Annotated in this window: 20 protein-coding genes; 18 read left to right on the forward strand and 2 right to left on the reverse strand. The window is 36.5% G+C overall.

The features are described 5' to 3' along the window. Nucleotides 1-15 precede the first annotated feature (15 nt). The 9 genes from FS736_RS15680 to FS736_RS15720 all read left to right on the forward strand — a co-directional run bounded on the left by FS736_RS15680 (nt 16) and on the right by FS736_RS15720 (nt 6,810). Nucleotides 16-759, forward strand: a complete 744-nt coding sequence (locus tag FS736_RS15680) for an SDR family NAD(P)-dependent oxidoreductase (RefSeq protein WP_144478926.1) — start codon at nt 16-18, stop codon at nt 757-759. A 430-nt stretch (nt 760-1,189) separates the two neighbouring features. Then, complete coding sequence (locus FS736_RS15685; protein WP_144478928.1) at nt 1,190-1,549, forward strand: hypothetical protein; 360 nt, start codon at nt 1,190-1,192, stop codon at nt 1,547-1,549. Nucleotides 1,550-1,890: 341 nt separating this feature from the next. Continuing rightward, nucleotides 1,891-2,454, forward strand: a complete 564-nt coding sequence (locus FS736_RS15690; RefSeq protein WP_144478930.1) for a hypothetical protein — start codon at nt 1,891-1,893, stop codon at nt 2,452-2,454. A 114-nt stretch (nt 2,455-2,568) separates the two neighbouring features. Further along, on the forward strand, nt 2,569-3,138 hold the full coding sequence (locus FS736_RS15695) for a histidine phosphatase family protein (RefSeq protein ID WP_144478932.1): 570 nt from the start codon (nt 2,569-2,571) through the stop codon (nt 3,136-3,138). 195 nt (nt 3,139-3,333) lie between these two features. Beyond that, the gene (locus tag FS736_RS15700; RefSeq protein WP_144478934.1) at nt 3,334-3,705 is read left to right on the forward strand and encodes a hypothetical protein; all 372 of its coding nucleotides are present in this window, start codon (nt 3,334-3,336) and stop codon (nt 3,703-3,705) included. A 111-nt stretch (nt 3,706-3,816) separates the two neighbouring features. Then, nucleotides 3,817-4,266 carry a GNAT family N-acetyltransferase gene (locus tag FS736_RS15705; RefSeq protein ID WP_144478936.1) on the forward strand — a complete coding sequence of 150 codons (450 nt, stop codon included), beginning with the start codon at nt 3,817-3,819 and terminating at the stop codon, nt 4,264-4,266. Nucleotides 4,267-4,642: 376 nt separating this feature from the next. Continuing rightward, the gene (locus FS736_RS15710) at nt 4,643-5,299 is read left to right on the forward strand and encodes a lysoplasmalogenase (RefSeq protein ID WP_144478938.1); all 657 of its coding nucleotides are present in this window, start codon (nt 4,643-4,645) and stop codon (nt 5,297-5,299) included. Nucleotides 5,300-5,513: 214 nt separating this feature from the next. Then, complete coding sequence (locus tag FS736_RS15715; RefSeq protein WP_144478940.1) at nt 5,514-6,014, forward strand: DinB family protein; 501 nt, start codon at nt 5,514-5,516, stop codon at nt 6,012-6,014. Between the two features lie 355 nt (nt 6,015-6,369). Next, nucleotides 6,370-6,810 carry an NUDIX domain-containing protein gene (locus FS736_RS15720; RefSeq protein ID WP_144478942.1) on the forward strand — a complete coding sequence of 147 codons (441 nt, stop codon included), beginning with the start codon at nt 6,370-6,372 and terminating at the stop codon, nt 6,808-6,810. A gap of 319 nt (nt 6,811-7,129) precedes the next feature. On the opposite strand, the gene FS736_RS15725 is transcribed toward FS736_RS15720, so the two are convergent. Both FS736_RS15725 and FS736_RS15730 read right to left on the reverse strand, forming a co-directional pair. Beyond that, on the reverse strand, nt 7,130-7,798 hold the full coding sequence (locus FS736_RS15725) for an NAD(P)H-dependent oxidoreductase (protein WP_186326812.1): 669 nt from the start codon (nt 7,796-7,798) through the stop codon (nt 7,130-7,132). 40 nt (nt 7,799-7,838) lie between these two features. Then, the gene (locus tag FS736_RS15730) at nt 7,839-8,300 is read right to left on the reverse strand and encodes an Rrf2 family transcriptional regulator (protein ID WP_144478944.1); all 462 of its coding nucleotides are present in this window, start codon (nt 8,298-8,300) and stop codon (nt 7,839-7,841) included. A 403-nt stretch (nt 8,301-8,703) separates the two neighbouring features. On the opposite strand from FS736_RS15730, the gene FS736_RS15735 reads away from it, so the two are divergent. The 9 genes from FS736_RS15735 (at nt 8,704) to FS736_RS25210 (ending at nt 19,360) form a co-directional block, all read left to right on the forward strand. Beyond that, a complete protein-coding gene (locus FS736_RS15735; RefSeq protein ID WP_144478946.1) occupies nt 8,704-9,279 on the forward strand; it encodes a dihydrofolate reductase family protein in 576 nt (191 codons plus the stop codon). A 370-nt stretch (nt 9,280-9,649) separates the two neighbouring features. Then, on the forward strand, nt 9,650-10,039 hold the full coding sequence (locus FS736_RS15740; protein WP_144478948.1) for a BlaI/MecI/CopY family transcriptional regulator: 390 nt from the start codon (nt 9,650-9,652) through the stop codon (nt 10,037-10,039). Then, nucleotides 10,039-11,835, forward strand: a complete 1,797-nt coding sequence (locus FS736_RS15745) for a BlaR1 family beta-lactam sensor/signal transducer (RefSeq protein WP_144478950.1) — start codon at nt 10,039-10,041, stop codon at nt 11,833-11,835. Before FS736_RS15740 ends, FS736_RS15745 begins: the two co-directional genes overlap by 1 nt. 1,042 nt (nt 11,836-12,877) lie before the next feature. After that, on the forward strand, nt 12,878-13,783 hold the full coding sequence (gene bla, locus FS736_RS15755) for a class A beta-lactamase (RefSeq protein ID WP_144478952.1): 906 nt from the start codon (nt 12,878-12,880) through the stop codon (nt 13,781-13,783). A gap of 223 nt (nt 13,784-14,006) precedes the next feature. After that, nucleotides 14,007-16,043 carry a penicillin-binding protein PBP4(5) gene (gene pbp4 / locus FS736_RS15760; RefSeq protein ID WP_144478954.1) on the forward strand — a complete coding sequence of 679 codons (2,037 nt, stop codon included), beginning with the start codon at nt 14,007-14,009 and terminating at the stop codon, nt 16,041-16,043. Between the two features lie 179 nt (nt 16,044-16,222). Further along, complete coding sequence (locus tag FS736_RS25475; protein WP_395883522.1) at nt 16,223-16,471, forward strand: penicillin-binding transpeptidase domain-containing protein; 249 nt, start codon at nt 16,223-16,225, stop codon at nt 16,469-16,471. 4 nt (nt 16,472-16,475) lie between these two features. Further along, on the forward strand, nt 16,476-16,697 hold the full coding sequence (locus FS736_RS25480) for a penicillin-binding transpeptidase domain-containing protein (RefSeq protein ID WP_144479042.1): 222 nt from the start codon (nt 16,476-16,478) through the stop codon (nt 16,695-16,697). A gap of 194 nt (nt 16,698-16,891) precedes the next feature. Further along, the gene (locus FS736_RS15780) at nt 16,892-18,910 is read left to right on the forward strand and encodes a peptidoglycan D,D-transpeptidase FtsI family protein (RefSeq protein ID WP_260983624.1); all 2,019 of its coding nucleotides are present in this window, start codon (nt 16,892-16,894) and stop codon (nt 18,908-18,910) included. A gap of 252 nt (nt 18,911-19,162) precedes the next feature. Next, nucleotides 19,163-19,360: a hypothetical protein gene (locus FS736_RS25210; protein ID WP_260983625.1), complete on the forward strand. Its 198-nt coding sequence runs from the start codon at nt 19,163-19,165 to the stop codon at nt 19,358-19,360. Nucleotides 19,361-19,372: the final 12 nt, after the last annotated feature.

Below are 19,372 nucleotides of genomic sequence, written 5' to 3' on the forward strand. Positions count from 1 at the left end.
AAAGGAGAATTTATAATGGGTAAATTAGATGGGAAAGTAGCAATCATTACAGGGGCAGCACAAGGTATGGGTGCTATGCATGCTCGTAAATTTGTGGCAGAAGGCGCAAAAGTAGCGATTACGGATCTTAATTTTGAAGGTGCACAAAAACTGGCCGATGAATTAGGAGACCATGCAATTGCGCTTAAATTAGATGTATCCAGTGAAGAGAACTGGGTAGAAGTTGTAGCAAAAACCGAAGAGGCATTTGGACCAATCAACGTCCTGGTAAACAATGCAGGAATTGGTATCTTCAAAACATTAGAAGAACTAACTGTAAAAGACTTCGAATTAACATTTAAAGTAGACGAGCTGGGTGTATTCTTAGGGATGCAAAAAGTACTTCCTTCAATGAAAAAAGCTGGCGTTGGTTCTATTGTTAACATTTCATCCGTAGATGGTTTGGTAAGTGCTCCAACCGCTATTGCTTATAGTGCTTCAAAGCATGCTGTAACCGGTATGACTAAAGGTGCTGCAACCGAACTAGGGCAATATAACATCCGTGTGAATTCTGTCCATCCAGGAATTATCAAAACACCTATGGCTGACCAGCCAGATGTTGAAGAATATCTAAAACAACTTGAAAAAGATATTCCCCTAAGAAGAAGGGCAGAAGTTGAAGAAGTGTCTAATTTAGTTGTATACCTTGCTTCTGATGATTCTAGTTACTCCACTGGAGCACAATTCGTTGTTGATGGCGGAATGATTTCAGATTTGTAATTGTACCAAACTTATTGGCATATAATCCAATCTAGTTCAATTAAATAAATTAAGTCTGTGCACGTGCACTATTTTAAGAGCATGTGGTAAAAAAAGGTCAGTTAAGTTAAAACTTAACTGGCTTTTTTTATGAAGGGATATAATTCATATATGCTACACGTAGGTTTCCAGATGAATAAAGAGAGCTTAGGTACTCAGTTAAGATCAGAACGACTTAAAAGGAATATGTCTCAAAATCAATATGACAACCAGGACTCTAGGCCATATAGAAAATGACAAAGAAAACACAGAGGACAACTAGATTTCTAAGAGATAAATCCTGAAAAAAGAAAATACCTCTCCCCTATTGTTAGTTATAAGTTTGACTTGTTTAAAGTAAATCGTTTTTATTCCGATATACACTGTAGCCACAAACAAGGAGATGGATACATTGAGTTTAGAATCACTTACAGCAAAGATAAACAAAAACGTAGAAGAAATGGAACTTGCTATCGCAAGGGTTTATATTGAAGAAAACATTGAAATCTTAAATGAACATAGAAATATGTTAAATAAAAATGCAAGGGAGTTATTGGACTTCCTCTTGCAAATGCAGGTTCATGATGGGCAGCCATTGACAAGAAAGGATATGGCTATCATAAATACAATTAATACATACGCCAATAAGTTCGACGTAAGAGGAATAAAAATGATTGTAAAGGACCATCCCAACTTACTGATTAGAAAAGATACACCAGCATATCTAAACGCAGATGCAAAAATTATCCTAGAAGGCATGAAAGCAATCTAAAAAAATCAATATACCTTACAAAGCCCTTCGTCTGAGAAGGGTTTTTTCATTTCTGTCAGAACGGGCTAATGGTGTTTAAACAATTTTTAATGGGAATTCAAAACTGGCTTCATATTTTATGAGGGTTTTTCTGGTTAAGCCAATGGAGATTATTTACTTGTAATTAAGTATTTTAGAGGGGACACAAAGTTAATGAACTAGCAAAGCAAGATAGTTATAACGATATTCGGCTTAGCAAGCCAGATTAATGGCGGAGGTTGTTCAACTAATTATTTCTAAGTATTTACATATATGAGATTTAAAGGTTAAATTAAATGGAATTAGATTTTTAGGAGTTTAATATGACAACTATTCTTGGAATATTGATTGTGTTTGGTTTAATAATTTTAGCAGTTAGCATTTGGAAGAAAAGTAGGTTTTTATCAATTTGTCTAACAGTTCCAGTTTTTTTTGTTTTATTCATTATTGGATACGTAGTCTTTAACTCTTGGTATCATACAACTTCTGAATCCCTGGAGATTAGTGTGGAAAGAGAAAAGCAACGATATTCTCTTTCAGGTGTTTGGGTGAAACCCATGGATAACTACAGATTCGTCACCGATTATATTGTATTTTACGTTCCGGATAATATAAAGTTGTCCAATGTGAAACGTAACAGATACAAAGACTATAACGAGATGGATTATAAGGGATTAGAGGCAGCAGTTCACAAAAGCTTAAAAGAAATAGATGCACCTAAATTGCAACCTCAACTTTTTGATATTGAGACAACTAAGGAGTTTCGCATTTCTTTTGCTTTCCCAGAAAACATAAACCCCAGCGATATTAAAGTCTATTATGTCCATATTAGAGAAGAACCAATGGATTCGTTGGAGTTTTGGTTTAAGGAAATTGATTTAAAATAGGGTGACTTTCTATTCAACACCGATTCTGGAAGTGCTGCCATTATGGGATCTCATATTTTTAGCTATTAAGAGGCTCTTAGTACTAGGAAGATATATTAATTAAAGAGGGATATAATGAAAACTTATATATATTTGCTGAGGCACGGTGATTCCCCAAAAGTTGGAGATGAAAGAACAAGAGAACTAACTGAAAAAGGAGTCTCAGACTCTAAACGAATTGCTCAACTTTTAAAAAGTGAGTGCATTGATGCTGTTATCTCGAGTCCTTACAAACGTTCCATCCAAACTGTTCAACAGTTAGCAATAGAATTAGGACAGGAAATTTTAGTAATTGAAGAACTTAAAGAAAGAGTCTTTTCTGCTGAAAATTCTCGAATACCTAACAAGGCATTATACCCTTTATTAGAAAGGTCATTTGCTGATTCAAAATATGCTTTAAAGGGAGGAGAATCTAATGCTGATTGTCAGAAACGAGCAATAAAGGCTTTAAAAGAAATATTGAATACCTATAGAGGACAAAAAGTACTTTTAGGTACTCACGGGGCTATTATGACATTAATGTTAAGGTATTATGACAATAAGTACGATTTGAACTTCTTATTAAATACATCAAAACCAGATATATACAAGATGGAATTCATCGGACAGGAATTAGTAGATATTCAAAGGTTATGGACTAGTTAAAAGTTGTTAACTAACAATAGGACGATAATATTTTGTCAGTGTTGTGTTAAATAAAGAGTTGCTGCAGCATCTCTTTTTCTTGCTCCACTAACGATTGCAGAAGAGTTAAATACGAACTTATAAATAGCTGCAACGATAAAGAATGCTTTTACTCTAATAAATTAACATTTTCGAAGTCAAAATTTCGAGGAAATAATGAAACAAACCATTAAAGTCGTCGCATTTACTTTTGGAACACTTTTAGGAATTGTAGGCGGAACCATTTACGTGCTATTTTTAATATTTTCACCTGATGAATTCAACCAAGAGAAATGGTTTAATAAGCCTTCGGAAAGAGTCGATATGATAGATAGTATGTTCTCGGAAGTGGAGTTAAAAGGAAAGACTAAAACTGAAATTATTAAACTTCTGGGCGAGGAAGAAGAAAAGGCTTATTTTAAGGAACCAAACAATCTGGTTTATTATCTAGGTGACGAGCGTGGTCTTGTGAGTATAGATAGTGAATGGCTGCTCCTTTGGTTTGATGATAAAGACATAGTAACAGATTATGAAATTAAAACAGATTAATAAGTAATAGTGGTATTAGGCTAATCATGTTTGAATTGTTTAAACATACGGGTGCAAACTTATAACAAGAAAACAACAAAAAAGCAGTAACAAAAATGAGGAGGTATTGCAGTGAGCCAACACCAAATCATCATTACTCAGTATAATCCAAAGTACGCTGAACAAACAGTTAAAATGTGGCGCGATAGTAAGGAGCAGGCAATTGGTCAGAAAGAAATTCATAGCTTTGAAAATCACGTTTATTTTTTAAATACTATATTACCTAAACAGTTTCAAATAAATTTAGCGTTAATTGACGATAAAGTAGTAGGAATGATTGCTTTTAATGAAACGGAAATAAGCCAACTTTATATTCATACAGATTATCAAGGAATGGGTATAGGTCAATCATTACTAGATAAAGTAAAAGTAATATCAAGTGGGAGATTAACATTATATACATTTGAAGTAAATGAAAATGCACAACGATTTTATGAAAAGAATGGATTTAAAATCATTGGTAGAGGACACGAAAATGAAGAAAATTTACCTGATATTCAATATGAATGGATTTCAAAATAAACAAAAGTTAACGGAGGCTAAAGGTATCAGGCATAAAAAGCTATAGTAAAAGCAATGACTTGGTAAATGTCGGTTCTTTTTTGTGTTGGTCGAAACAATAGCCAGGGATTGTAAATAAATACTGAAACATAAGGGTGCAATAGCAGAATAAAGCTGTCACGTCTTCCACTATTGGAAGTTTAGCAGATCAAGGAAAAGATTCAATGTAATAAAAATCCAATTTGATTTAGCATATGAACCATGCAATTCCAAAGTTACAGGTGCTTTCCCTATCGGCTTACTACTGAAGTTATAATTACCAGTTTCTTTTAAAAAGTCCTATTAATCTACAATAAAACATAAAATATAATAAAAATTATTAGGAAGTGATGTACATATGAAAAAATTTGTATTACCTCTTCTAATCTTATTGATGAGTGGCCTTTATATCTTTTTTATCCCCGAAGATCCTGCATCTCTTAAAATCACTTTTAAGCTCATTCCCATGGTATTAATACTTATTTATGCATACCTACATTGCAATACTAATCCTAAACCTGCTCAATGGATTATAATAACTGGATTGTTTATATGTATGTTGGGAGATGGCTTAATTGCAGGTTCTTTTATCTTTGGATTAGCAGCATTTTTAACAGGGCATCTATTTTACTTATTCGGATTCATTAGAACATGGAAGTTTTCTAAAACACGTTTCGCAATGATCATTCTTATATTTGTTTACTCTTTCTTAATTAGTAACGAACTTGTAAAAGCTTTGATGGACAATGGAAACAGTAATCTCATTATTCCTGTTATTGCATATGTTTTTGTGATTTCACTTATGGCATGGTCAGCCATTATGACAGGTAATAAATGGGCAATTGCAGGAAGTTTTTTATTTGTCCTATCCGATTCTATATTATCTTGGAATCTGTTTGTATCTGATGTTCCACAATCAAGTTTACTCATCATGTCTACATATTACACAGCTCAGTTTTTAATTGCCCATAGCCTCGGTAGCTTATTAACCAAATCTAGAAAAGAAGGATTGTAAAGTATTCTTTCAAAAAGTTTAATAATAGGAGCTGTAAGGTTTAGAACTTTTGTGAAAGGTTGGAGTTTGTAAGTGCACCTTTAGTATTTATTGAACTCTAACGGGTCAGGTTTGTTGAAGAAGGTATTTGTAATCGGAAATTGAATAATTAGTTACATATACAAAAAGGTAAAACTATTAGATTAGAGTTAATCAATAAAAAGGAGAAATTAAATTGAGCGAATTTAAACTAATTAAGACTTACAAAAACGAGCTACAAGATTACTCCTTGGAACAGCTAAGATATAAATCTGATGAAGAGGTTTGGTCGATTGGGCAAATGTATGACCATTTAATCCTTGTTGCTCATGAGTATCTAGACAATATAGAAAAATGTTCCACTTTAAGTGATGAACAGCCCCTTGGGAAAACGGAGTTTGGTCAGCATTTATATAAGATTGGAGGGTTTCCACCAATAAAAATTAAATTACCGGATGAACTAAATACTCCACCTAATAATTCAGATGGCAAGGACGATCTTATCCGCAGAATGGATGAAGTGATTCTAAGGTTAAGTCAATGGAATTCGAAAGTGGATAAGATAAACCCAAATTATAAAGTCGAGCATGGAGGGTTAGGATGGCTGAATGCAAGGGAATGGTATGATTTGGTTGGTATGCATTTTCGTCATCACTTGCGTCAAAAAGATGAGTTAGAACAAAGGCTTGATATGTGACGGGTGAGTTGAGGATAGTTGTTTTGGCGAACCTGTTTTCTTATTCAAGTAACAGGTGCGATGATCAAGAGGGTTATCCACTTTTTTCTGGAATCCCGTATTGAGCTATAGAGGAAGTTTAGTAAAAGAGTACCTTTCATTTTCCGAGTATTTAATGTAAAGTAAAAATGAACTGGAAAATTGTAGCTAGGGTACCGCTATTTAGATAGGTCAGTGACCAAGGGCTACATCTTTTACAATATGTAAAAGGCACCTATTGACATAAAAGGTCCGAGGGGAAAGGTTCAGCGTATTTGTTATGCGTTGAAATCTTTCTCTTCGGACCTTTTTTATTACTTTAAGGGAGATTTATTGTATGAAAAGAATTGATGACTTAAAAGCCGGGGTTGCAGTTATTATTATGAATGAGGAAAAACAAGTTTTGTTACAGAAAAGGTCAGATGTAGGACTTTGGGGTATTCCTTCAGGACATATAGAAATAGGAGAAACAGTTTCTGAGGCAGCAATCAGAGAAGTAAAAGAGGAAACTAATTTGGATATAAGGATTAAAAAGCTTATTGGAGTGTACTCTGACCCTAATTCACAGGTGTTTGCCTATCCAAATGGTAAGATAGTACATTTTATAACAACTTGTTTTCTTGCTGAAATTACTGGTGGTGAACTACGATGTAATTCTTCCGAGTCGCTAGAAATTAAGTTTTTTAAACAACAAAACCTACCGCAAGACTTATTGAAAATGCATCCTCGATGGTTAAAAGATGCGCTGGCTAATAAAGAATTGGCGTTTATTCGTTAGTGATATTATTGTTGAGTTAGCGGTTAGCTATAGCAGAACAGGGCTGTCGCTTGTTCAACTAGGGGGCGGCATTTCTGTAATAAAGAAAAGTTTGTGAAGAAATGAACTTAAACTATAGGCTGCGATAGTTGAAGATCAACAGGTGCTTCGTCGGTTTTTTTCTTATTCAACTTAAAAGAAAAATCTATAAATGTGTTATAAAGCTACATGCATTGATTGCAAAGGAAGATGTAGTAAAACTGATGATTTATAAAAAATAAGATTAAGGTAACTCCGAAAGGGAATTACCTTAATCTTTAGCTATCTTTTATATTAGTATTTATACAAATTCTATAATTTCATCTAAATTTCTTCTGGTTTTAGGACGTTTTGGATCTTCCTTTCTATAGCCAAAAGCTACCATTACCGATGGCTTCCAGTTTTCTCCTTTTAATAAATTTTCTTCTTTTAGGATATTTTCCACTTCATCATAATTAAAGCCTTCCATTGGACAGGAATCTATTCCAATAAGAGCAGCAGATGTCATCATGTTAGCCATAGCAATATAACTTTGTTTTGAAGACCAATCGTATAATGCTCGTTCGTTATTTATCGTTTCACGGGCTTCTTGCGTATCTTTTAGAGCATTAGATACAAACTCCATAACTTCATCTGGCATCTTTTGAACGTTTTTCATATGGTCAAAAATATATTCAGAGTCATATCTAACATCAGTGCGACTTAGTATGATTATAAAATGACTTGCGGTATCAAGTTGACTTACTGCACCCATAGAAACTTCTTTTAGTCGTTCCCTTAATTCAGGATTTTGCACAATTAAAAATTTCCAAGGTTCAAAACCTAATGAGCTTGGAGATAATCTTCCCGCTTCAAGTATAAAGTTAAAATTCTCTTTTGAAATTTTCTTGCTGGTATCGAAATTTTTAGTTGCATGTCTAAACTGTAAAGCATTAATTACTTGTTCTTTTACTTGAAAATCTGTATTCATGATTATTTTCTCCATTCTATGGTTAATTCTGGTTGTTGGTTTATTGAACTGAATTTTGATTTACCCAATCTTGCAGTTCTTTTTCTTTATGCAACTCTGTAAATAGAGAGGAAATAGTCTCGCTTTTTAAGACTGTTATCCAAGAAGTTTCCGCTCTTTCCATTAAGTCACTTAGCACACATGCTTCTTTGTCCTTTTTATGAACCATCTCTCCTAAAACATTATTGGAGTAGTACAATGCTTGCTGTCCCTCGATTGCTAGAAAAATATCATATATCCTTATTTCACTAGGGGTCTTTTTTAGTTTAAATCCCCCTTTTTTACCAGGAACTGAAGTAATCAGATCAGAATCTGCAAGCTTCCTTAATATTTTTTGAAAATAAGTCGGTGAAGCTCCTATTTGGTTACTTATTGCTTCGCCTGGTAGTACGGACTTAGCAGGTAACATACTAAGTAAACAAATGGCATATACACTTTGTTCGAATCCATTTTTAATTTGCATAATAATCACCCCTTTTCTATAAAGAATTAAATAAGATTAACTGGATAATAGTTATCTTGTTTATCTGATTTTATAAAACGAAAATTAAAAAGTAAAGAAAAAAACACGGAAATAAAAAAAAGAATTGGCTTTTTTACAAATGATATCGTTATTGAACCTGTCTTTTATGACTCGAAATTCTTATTAAATGAACGGGAGTGTTGATCCAGGAAGGATTAACCACCCTTTTTGTTGAAATCCTTATTAAGCAAACGGGGGAGCATTACAGAATATAGTGAAGGATTTTTTGAGGATGAGTAGAATATTTCATTTAGGATTAGCAATCCATAAGAAATGGCCTAACCTGAAATGTCCTATAATATAGTTTAGGTAGATATCCCTCATAAACAAAGGAGAACTGAAAATGAGAAAACTCGTTTTATTTCTGCACGCATCGCTTGACGGTTTTGTAGAAGGGCCGAATGGTGAAATGGACATTGGCTGGGTTTCCTACGATGCTGATTTGGAAAAACACGCGAAAGAAATTCTGAGTACTGCCGACACTGTCATTTGGGGACGTGGGACTTATCAGATGATGCACAGTTACTGGCCATCTGTGCATTCGAACCCATCAGCTTCGCAGCATGAACGGAATCATGCCGAGTGGATCGAAAAGACAGCCAAAATCGTTTTTTCCACGACGCTGGAGAAAGTCGAATGGAACAATTCCAGACTGGTGAAAGAGAATGTCGAGGAAGAGATCAAGAACCTCAAACAGCAGCCAGGCAAGGATATGGTCATCCTCGGCAGTCCTAGGTTCGCACACTACCTTATGCAGCTTGATTTAATAGATGAGTTTAAAATTACGGTTTCTCCCGTCCTGATTGGCAGCGGGTTGCCGTTATTCCATGGTCTACAGGAGAAGATCAATCTTAAACTTATCGAAAACAAGACATTTGATTCTGGAGCCATAGGTCTCATTTACCAGAAGATAAAATGACCCTTTCATCCAAAGTAGATTACTCTAGCGGGAACGATAGCTCAATAAACCGCCTTTTATCAAGGCGGTTTTCTTATCGCCAAAAAACAACATTTTTATATAGATTAATCGAATTTATGGGTTCTATTTCGTTTTCAAATTTTGGTTAAGCTACTAGTTTATCTATAAGGGATTTACGGTAGAACCTTATTAAATAGAAGGATTCGATGTTCCAGAGAGGACTTCAGCCCCTTCTTGAATTCCTTATTGGACAAACGGAAGTTATGGAAGGGTGGTACTTGTTACCATGGACTATAGTTTGAAATATACTTTATGTTTTAGGCTCTTCTTGCTATACTAATACTACGCCTGTAAAAGTTGGGGGTTTATCATGAAGGAAATTCCACAAATATCAGAAGCAGAATATGAAGTGATGAAGGTTATATGGAAATATGAGCCGATTTCTACTCCTAAGGTAGTGGAGAAATTTTCGAATAAGAGCGATTGGAAGCCAAATACCATTCACACGATGCTGGCACGCCTAGTTAAGAAAAAGGCTTTGCATGCAACAAAAGATGGCCGAGTGTTTATATATACATCATTGGTTGAAAAACACCAATATGTTGAGCAAAAAAGTAAATCCTTCCTGCAACAGTTTTTTGGCGGTACATTAAATTCAATGATACTAAATTTTATTGAAAATGATCAATTATCAAAAGAGGAAATATCCGAATTAAAGGAAATATTGTCTATGAGGGATAAGAAAGAAGGGGAAAAATAATGGATACCATGCTACTGCGGCTTTTAGTAAGTGCAATCGTGGTATCACTCCTTATTTTCATCATTCTATTAATCAAAAAGCTATTAAACAATCATATGACTGTGAAAGCACATTATCATATCTGGTTTTTTCTATGCATTCCAATCTTTACTGCATTTTTACCTTGGAATTATTTTCGTTTTGGTGAAGAAATCCGTTATTTAAAAAGCTTTCTTTTTTTTCATAGAGAAGCGCCATTGAGCAGTGAAAGGATTAATGGAGTGGGTGCCTCTCCGGCGCCAAACAGCGATATAATACATGATTTCACGGTATCGGTAAACAAGGAAGCGCCCGAATTTGTCTACCAGACAATTTTTACAGTCTGGGTGATTGGAGTGGTTCTTTCTATTGGGGCTGCTGTATATTCAAACTATCAAATCAATCAAATCAAAAAGTCGGCTGTGGCTGTTCATAACCAAAAGCTAAATAAACTATTAGAAGAATGTAAAGAGATAGTTGGGGTGAAAAGAAACATAAAGTTGCGGGAGACCGCTCTTATTTCCTCACCGATCACGTTCGGGATTTTTCAAGCCTTTATTTTTTTACCAAGCAAAACGACAGAAACTTTTTCGTTAAATGAATTAAAACACGTGTTTTTGCACGAACTGTACCATCAAAAAAGCAAAGATCTATTCGTGAATTATGTCATGTGGTTATTCCATATTATATATTGGTTTAACCCAGTAATCTGGTATGCTTTAAAAAGGATTCGAATGGATCGGGAATTGGCCTGTGATGCATCCGTTTTAAACCTCTTGGATGAGAGCGGATATATTGAATATGGGTATACCATCATTCGCTTTGCAGATAAAAAACATGATCGGCCCCTTGATCAGTTTGCTCCAGGGATAGGCGGAACAAAAAAAGAAATCAAACAAAGAATCCAGTGCATTGCAAGCTACTCTGGAGATTCTCTATTATTGAAATGGAAAAGTATGGCCATCTGTGCTGTTTTAGGAATGGTTGTGCTATTTCTTGCTCCCATCACCACCGTGATTGCCAGCAAGGATGATGTGTATCATTTTACCGGTAAGAATGTAGTCAATGAAGATCTAAGCTCTTATTTTAAGGGTTATAAGGGCAGCTTTGTTTTATACAATCCCTCTAAAAACCAATATCTAATATATAATAGGGAGTTAAGTGAACAAAGGATTTCTCCTAATAGTACCTATAAAATATATTCTGCCTTATTTGCAATGGAATCCAATGTGATCTCTCAAAATAACAATTCAAAGGTTTGGGATGGAAAAATTAATCCCTTCCCGGAATGGAATCAAAATCAAAACTTAGCGACTGCCTTAAGTCATTCCGTAAATTGGTATTTCCAGAAAACCGATCGAGAGGTAGGGAGAAAGCAGCTGCAAAATTATTTTCAAAAGATAAAATACGGGAATGAGGATCTTTCAGGGGATTTGGATAGTTACTGGATGGAATCTTCCCTGAAAATATCACCCATCGAACAAGCACAATTATTATATCAATTTGATGAAAATCAATGGGGTTTTAATGTAGAAAATATCAATGCAGTAAAAAAGGCTATTTTAATAGATGGGCAAAAGAATGGGAAGTTGTATGGCAAGACGGGAACCGGCAAGATTAATGGAAAAGATGTAAATGGCTGGTTTATTGGTTTTGTCGAAAAAGGTGATGAGCGTTATTATTTTGCCGTCAATATTCAAAATAAGAATGGGCAGGCTCAAGGAAGTAAGGCAGCGGAGATTGCCAGACAGATCCTGCATGATGAAAAGATCTATTAATCATTAACCCCAGAAAGGATTACATTCCTTTCTGGGGATTTATTGATACTAAATACCACATTTGTAGTATTTAAAGTTGTTTACAAACTTTCCAGTTAGAAAGGGCTAGTTTGTTTTGAAGCAGAAAAAGCAGAAAGAAAATATATTTAGAAACCGAATTCGATAGAGAATGTATAGCCTCCTTTTCAATCACAAGTAGAAAAAATTATGCCGGAAGAGTTAATGAGTGCAATCCAAAATCCGTATACGCTTGACACTGCATTTGTTGTGGAGATGGAACTGAAAACTGCCGCATTCTTGCGATGTCAGGAAAAGTGTTTGACAGTAAGACCAGGGAGTTTAGCGATTTTACACCAGGAACCTTTACTTATGCATTTGAACAGGGGTCCATTGTAAAAGGGGGCACCGTATTAAAAACTGGTTACCCATGGTTCCAAAGGAACTGCGAGAGGATATTTTAAAGGCGATCCCTACAATGCCGCAGGTGAAAGCGGGACCTCGGAACCCTATAAAAATGGGGTGAAGACTTGGAATCTTTCTTTTGCTGGTTATGCTCCATTCAATAATCCTGAATCCTGAGATAGCAATTGCCGTAATTGTACCGAATGCTTACCGAGATGGTTATGCTCAGCCGCACAGTGCAACTAATATCATCAGTGAGCCATTTTTAAGGTATATTTTTACCTTAATGGAAATCACGGCAAACTACAAAATGAGTTTGACAACTATTTATTACGAGTGTAGTATTAAGTTTGTAATTATTATACTACATATGTAGTATTTATATTACACAAGTAATCAATTTTGGAGAAAGGAGGATAATCAACTCCGTCATTTAGGAGCAGCATCAGGTATGAAAAATAGATATTAAACATGGTCAATTTAATTTCAAACGGAAAGAATTTTCCATTGCAAACATAGTTAAATTGAATTCGAACCGTAATACACGACTTTTAGAATCAGCTGGTTAACAGCCGATTGATGTTAATAAAAATATAGAAAAGAGGTTAGTATCTCGATGAAAAAACATAATATTTTCAGAATGCATCATTTAATAGTTGCCCTGCTTGTGCTAGTGGTTGCCATTGTACCCCTCGCAGGGTGGTCGATGACCACCGATAACTTTTCCGACAAGCATGGAAAGGCAGTGGAGAAAACACCAACACCACAACTACACCGTAAGTTTGCTGAACTCGAGAACAAATATGATGCCCGGCTTGGAGTCTACGCCATCGATACAGGTACAAATCGGAAAGTCTCTTATCGACCTCAAGAGCGGTTCGCATACGCATCTACTTACAAAGCTCTAGCAGCAGGTGCATTGCTGCATCAATACTCAATTGATCAACTTGACGAGTTAGTCACATACAATAGCGAAGACATCGTTTCATACTCACCCGTTACACAACTTCACATTGATACCGGGATGACTCTTCGGGAAGTTACTGAGGCTGCTGTGCGATATAGCGACAACACCGCTGGGAACCTTTTATTAGAGAAACTGGGAGGACCTAAAGGATTTGAAACAGCACTAAGGAAGATTGGCGATAATATTACCCAAGTTGATCGCTACGAGACGGAATTGAACTCAGCTGTTCCTGGAGATGCACGTGACACAAGCACAGCAAAAGCACTTGCTACCAGCCTACAGGCTTTTGCAGTAAGCGACTTGATTCCAACAGAAAAACGTACTATCCTGACAGATTGGATGCGGGGTAACGCCACCGGGGATGCATTAATTCGTGCTGGTGCACCAACTGGCTGGGAAGTTGCTGACAAGAGCGGGGCAGGAAGCTATGGAACGCGGAATGACATTGCGGTTGTTTGGCCGCCGAATAGAGCTCCCATCGTTATTGCAGTTCTATCCAGCCGCGAAACACAGAATGCGACCTATGACAATGCGCTGATCGCTGAAGCTGCCAAAGTCGCACTTAACTCTTTGAAGTGAACGGATATTTAAATTTACCTATCATAATTCTCAATTACATCATTGCCTAGGCTTAACAGTCATCCTGTGCAATGAATAGTAAGCTTAGCATGTAAAGACTTATATTTTTTCTATAGGCTAAAATCAACAATATAGGTCTCCCGAATGGGAGGCCATTTATTTATACAGCATTAACAAGACTCTTTACTGGAGGACCAAATGTATAGTAAAGGAGAGCTATAGAATGAATAGTAGAGTCGAAAGAAAAAAGAGGAAAATCAATCCTTATTACCTCTTAATATTCCTCATTTTAGCTGGGATTGGGGGATTTAGTTTATTCCAAATCATGGACAAAAAAGGTCACAATGAAGTTCAGGAAGTAGCTAATACTTTTATTCAACTATTAGAAGACAAAGAATATGAAAAATTAGGGGATGTACTTGAAAAACAATCCTACACTTCTTTGGATTATACTTTGGAAGAAGTCATAGATAAATATGATCGTATATTTAACGGAATCAATATTAAGAATATACATGCTTCCAAAGTTGAATTAGAGAAAGTCAAAAACCACGGGTATGAGTTATCTTATAAATTAAGCTTTACAACTCCTTTAGGAACAGTAGAGAATTTGAACTATCATACAAAAATAGAAAAAACAGAGGACCATTATAGGGTGAAGTGGGGTCCTCACTTGATATTTCCTGGAATGGAAGGAAAAGATAAAGTGGCTTTTAACTCTCTAGAAGCAGAACGAGGAGAGATCAAAGATCATTTAGGGAACGGATTGGCGGTAAACGAAGAGTTTAAATGGGCAGGGGTAGTACCGAAAGAATTAAATCAAGGCGATGACAAAGACGATACGCTACAAAGGATTAGCCAACAGTTCGGTATGCCAATAGAGGAAATTCATCAAAAACTAAATCAAAGCTGGGTAAAAGAGGATCTATTTGTTCCCTTAAAAATAATTGAAGTAGATAAAGAAGAAGTCATACCTGGAGTGGTCTATCAAAATACAAAACTTCGTTATTACCCGCTTAAGGAAGCTGCTGCTCATTTAATTGGTTACATTGGAAAAGTGACAAAGGAAGATTTGGATAAACATCCAACTTTAGCAGAAGGAGAGATGATTGGAAGAGCTGGATTAGAAAAGGCCTTTGATCAACGACTGCGGGGGAAAGATGGAGGAGAAATCCTGATTGTTGATGAACAGGGGAATAAAAAGCAAGAAATTCTAAAGGTAGAAAAGTTGGACGGTAAAGATATTCAGTTGACCATTGATTCTTATATCCAATTGGAGGCCTTTACACATCTAAACGGAAAAGCTGGTTCTACTGTCGTTATGGACCCTAAAAAGGGAGGGCTTTATGCCGTTGTAAGTTCTCCTTCCTATGATCCTAATAAAATGGTTCAAGGTATATCTCAGCAGGAATATGATCAGTATGCAAAGGATGATAACAAACCCTTTATTTCAAGATTTGCAGTTGGGTATGCGCCTGGCTCTACCTTTAAAACGATTACCGCTAGCATTGGTCTTGATGCCAAAGTGACCTACCCAGATAAGCTACGAAACATAAAGGAATTAAGCTGGAAGAAGGATGGAACCTGGGGAGGTTATTCCGTCACCCGAGTATCCGATGTGCAAAATGTGGATATGAGAAAAGCGTTAATTTATTCCGATAATATTTATTTTGCACAAGAGGCCCTGGAAATAGGAGAAAAAGTGTATAGAAATGGGTTGAATAAGTTTATTTTTGGGGAAGATTTAGAGCTGCCAATCGTCATGAACGCAGCCCAAATCTCTAAGCAAAATGCATTTGATTCGGAAATCCTGTTGGCAGATACTGCATACGGACAAGGAGAATTATTGATTACACCCATTCAACAGGCCGTCATGTATTCGGTTTTTCAAAACGAGGGAAACTTGGTTTATCCGAGATTGCTAGATGATAAAAGTGAACCAAAAACCAAATCAGCGATCACCAGTTCAACGGCAAATGAAATGAAAAACAGTTTAACAACGGTGGTAAGTGACCCAAAAGGGACGGCCCACCTTCTATACAACCCAAAATATAAGCTGGCAGCCAAGACCGGAACTGCCGAGCTAAAAATGAAACAAGGTGAAAAGGGGAATGAAAATAGTTTTTTACTTGCTTTTGAAGCAGAACAGAATTCTTTTCTTCTTCTTTCACTCGTCGAACATTATACACCAGGTAGTTCAGCCACCCAGCTGAACCGATCATTTATAGAGCAACTATATTCATATTTACAAATGAGGTGATTGGTATATACCTCATCATGCGGGAACTCTTACAATAGGTAAAAGTACTCTTAAAACTTCGAGTAATGCGATCTTCTCGCTAAAAAAATACTACAGATGTAAAAGTAGGAGGGTCATAATGAGAGAGATTCCACAATTATCAAAATCAGAATATGGAGTGATGAAAGTTGTATGGAAATATGAGCCCATCTCGACTCCTGAGGTACTTTGCTCCAATCACTACCGTTGAAGATCTAAGCTCTTTTTTTAAAGGGCTACTAGGGAAGATTGGTTTATATAATTCCTCTAACAAACAATATCAAATTTATAATCGAGAGATGAGTGAACAGAGGATATCTCCTAATAGCACCTTTAAAATATTTTCTGCCTTATTTGCATTGGGATCTAATGTAATTTCCACGTATAACAATGAACAGGTTTGGGATTGATTAAATTAATCCCTATTCAGAATGGCATCAAAATTTAGCGACTGTCTTGAGCCGTTCCATTAATTGGTATTTCCAAAATAACGATCAGGAGGTAGCGAGAAAGCAGCTACAAGATTATTTTCACAAAATAAAATACGGGAATGCGGATCTTTCAGGGAATTTGGATAGTTACTGGATAGAATCTTCTTTAAAAATATCACCAATTGAGCAAGTCCAATTATTATAACAATTAGAAGAAAAAAGGCAGCCGAGATTGCCAAGCAGATCCTGCATCATAAAAAGATTTATAATAATCAACCCCAGAAAGGAATTACCTTTTTGGGACTTTTTTTACAATAATACTACAATTGTAGTATTTAATTCTTTCCAGAATGAAAGGACTGATACTTTTTGAAGCAGAAAAGGCAGAAAGAAAATATAGTGAAAAACCTAATCCAATTGAGACTGAATGGTCTCTTTTTCATGGTCTTTGTTCTGTTTTCTATCTTGATTCTCCGCCTTGGCTTTATCCAAATTATTAAAGGGGAAGCCTATTCGGCTCAAGCAAAGGAGACAGATGTGACAACAGTCAGCTATTCAGTTCCGCGTGGAAGAATATATGATACGAATAATAAGTTAGTAGTCTACAATATTCCGGAAAAGGCAATTGTCTATACACCGCCGAAATATCCACAGCCGGGCGAATTGCTTGAACTGGCCAAAAAGTTAACTACCTTTCTGGTCATGACTGATAGAGAGATCAATAAAGTAACCGATCGGGATTTGAAAGATATATGGCTGTTGGCACATAACAATGGGACGGATTTAATCACAAAGAAGGAGGAGAAATTAAATGAACAGAAAAAGCTGAATGACAAGGATTTATACCAATTAAAATTAAACCGCATTACAGAAAGCGATCTCCAGGCAATGGACAAAAACCTTGCAGCCATCTACCGGAAACTTTCTTCCGCCATCGCTTTAACTCCAACGATGATTAAAAATGAAAATGTAACAGAGGAAGAATATGCGAAGGTCAGTGAAAATCTGGAAGATTTGCCGGGTGTGGATGTCTCGACCGATTGGAAGAGGGGCCGTACCTACGGGGAAACGTTTTGGAATATGCTTGGGGAAGTAACGAGTGAAGATGAAGGCCTTCCGGCTGATAAGGTAGAATACTATACGTCTAAAGGTTACGAACTGAATGATCGCGTCGGGAAAAGCTATATCGAAGAACTTTATGATAGTGTGTTGCAAGGCCAAAAGGAAAAAGTGGAAACGGTGACAGATACTAATGGAAATGTGGTGAGTACAGAGACTGTATCAGAAGGGAAGAGCGGCAAGGATATTGTTCTGACCATTGATATTGATTTCCAAGCTCAAGTGGAAAAAATTATCCAGGAAGAGTTAATCAGTGCAATACAAAAGCCGCATACGGATACGCTTGATACTGCATTTGTTGTGGCGATTGAACCGAAAACTGGCCGCATACTTGCAATGTCAGGAAATGTGTTTGACAGGCAGTCCAGGGAGTTTACTGATTTTACACCGGGAACCTTCACTTATGCATTTGAACAGGGGTCCGTTGTAAAAGGGGCCACCGTATTAACCGGCTACCAAACGGGTATCAGGGATTTCGGGGAAATCGAGCTGGATGAAGTCATGCGATTTAAAGGTTCTCCTAAAACCTTTTCCTCATACCTAGTGATGAACAGAATTAATGATTTAGAGGCATTAGAGCGTTCATCAAACGTTTATATGTGGAAAACAGCGATAGAAATTATGGGTGGCAAGTATATCCCAAATGGCACATTGAATATCAATCCGCAAAAAATTGAAACCATCCGCTATTATTTCAACCAATTTGGTTTGGGCATTCCGACCAAAATTGGTTTTGATAATGAAACGGCTGGAATTAAAGGAACCAATACAAGCACCTACTTTCAAATTGCCATCGGACAACTAGATACCTATACACCCATGCAAGTTGCCCAGTATATTACAACGATTGCTAATGGAGGATACCGGATGAAGCCTCAATTGGTGAAGGAGATTCGTGAACCCAATAAGAATGGCGATGAACCGGGCAACCTCATCGATGAAATCGAACCAATGGTGCTGAATCAGGTGGATATGAGTGAGGAGATGCTAAAGCGGGTTCAACAAGGTTTTTGGCTGGTTACCCATGGTCCCAAAGGAACCGCGAGAGGATATTTTAAAGGCGAACCCTACAATGCCGCAGGTAAAACCGGGACCTCTGAATCCTATAAAAATGGGGTGAAGACGTGGAATCTTTCTTTTGCTGGTTATGCTCCATTCAATAATCCTGAGATAGCAATTGCCGTAATTGTACCCAATGCTTACCGAGATGGTTATGCCCAGCCGCACAGTGCAGCTAATATCATCAGTCAGCGGGTTTTTCGGGCATATTTTGACCTTAAAGAAAAGGACAACAAATGAAGTGACCTCCAAAGGTTAGATTTCACTCTAACTTTTGGGGTGCAGTACAAAACCACAAAATGATATTGATATCTTTTTATCGCACATGTAATCAAATTAGAGAAAAGAGAAAAATCCCCCTTGCATTTCGGGGTGAATGACGATAGCAGCATAGTACCAATGAAGTTGGGTAATGCCGATGGAGGGAAGGATAGCTACCAGTTATCACCCTTACTAGGACACATTTACTACACACAGAGGTAGGAATAATAAATGGAAACAAAACTACTAAGGATAGCAGAATTAGCAAAATTTGAGCCTAAAATGATGTTTACATCTCTTGCACATTTATTGAATGAGCAATCTGTAACTCAGTGTCATCATGAATTGCCTAATAAAAAGGCCACTGGTATCAACGGAACGACAAAAGAACAATACAATGACAACCTGGAAGAAAACATAGAGGATTAAGTAAGTAGGCTT

It is taken from the genome of Cytobacillus oceanisediminis 2691, from assembly GCF_007678455.1.
GTDB lineage: Bacteria > Bacillota > Bacilli > Bacillales > Cytobacillaceae > Mesobacillus > Mesobacillus oceanisediminis_A.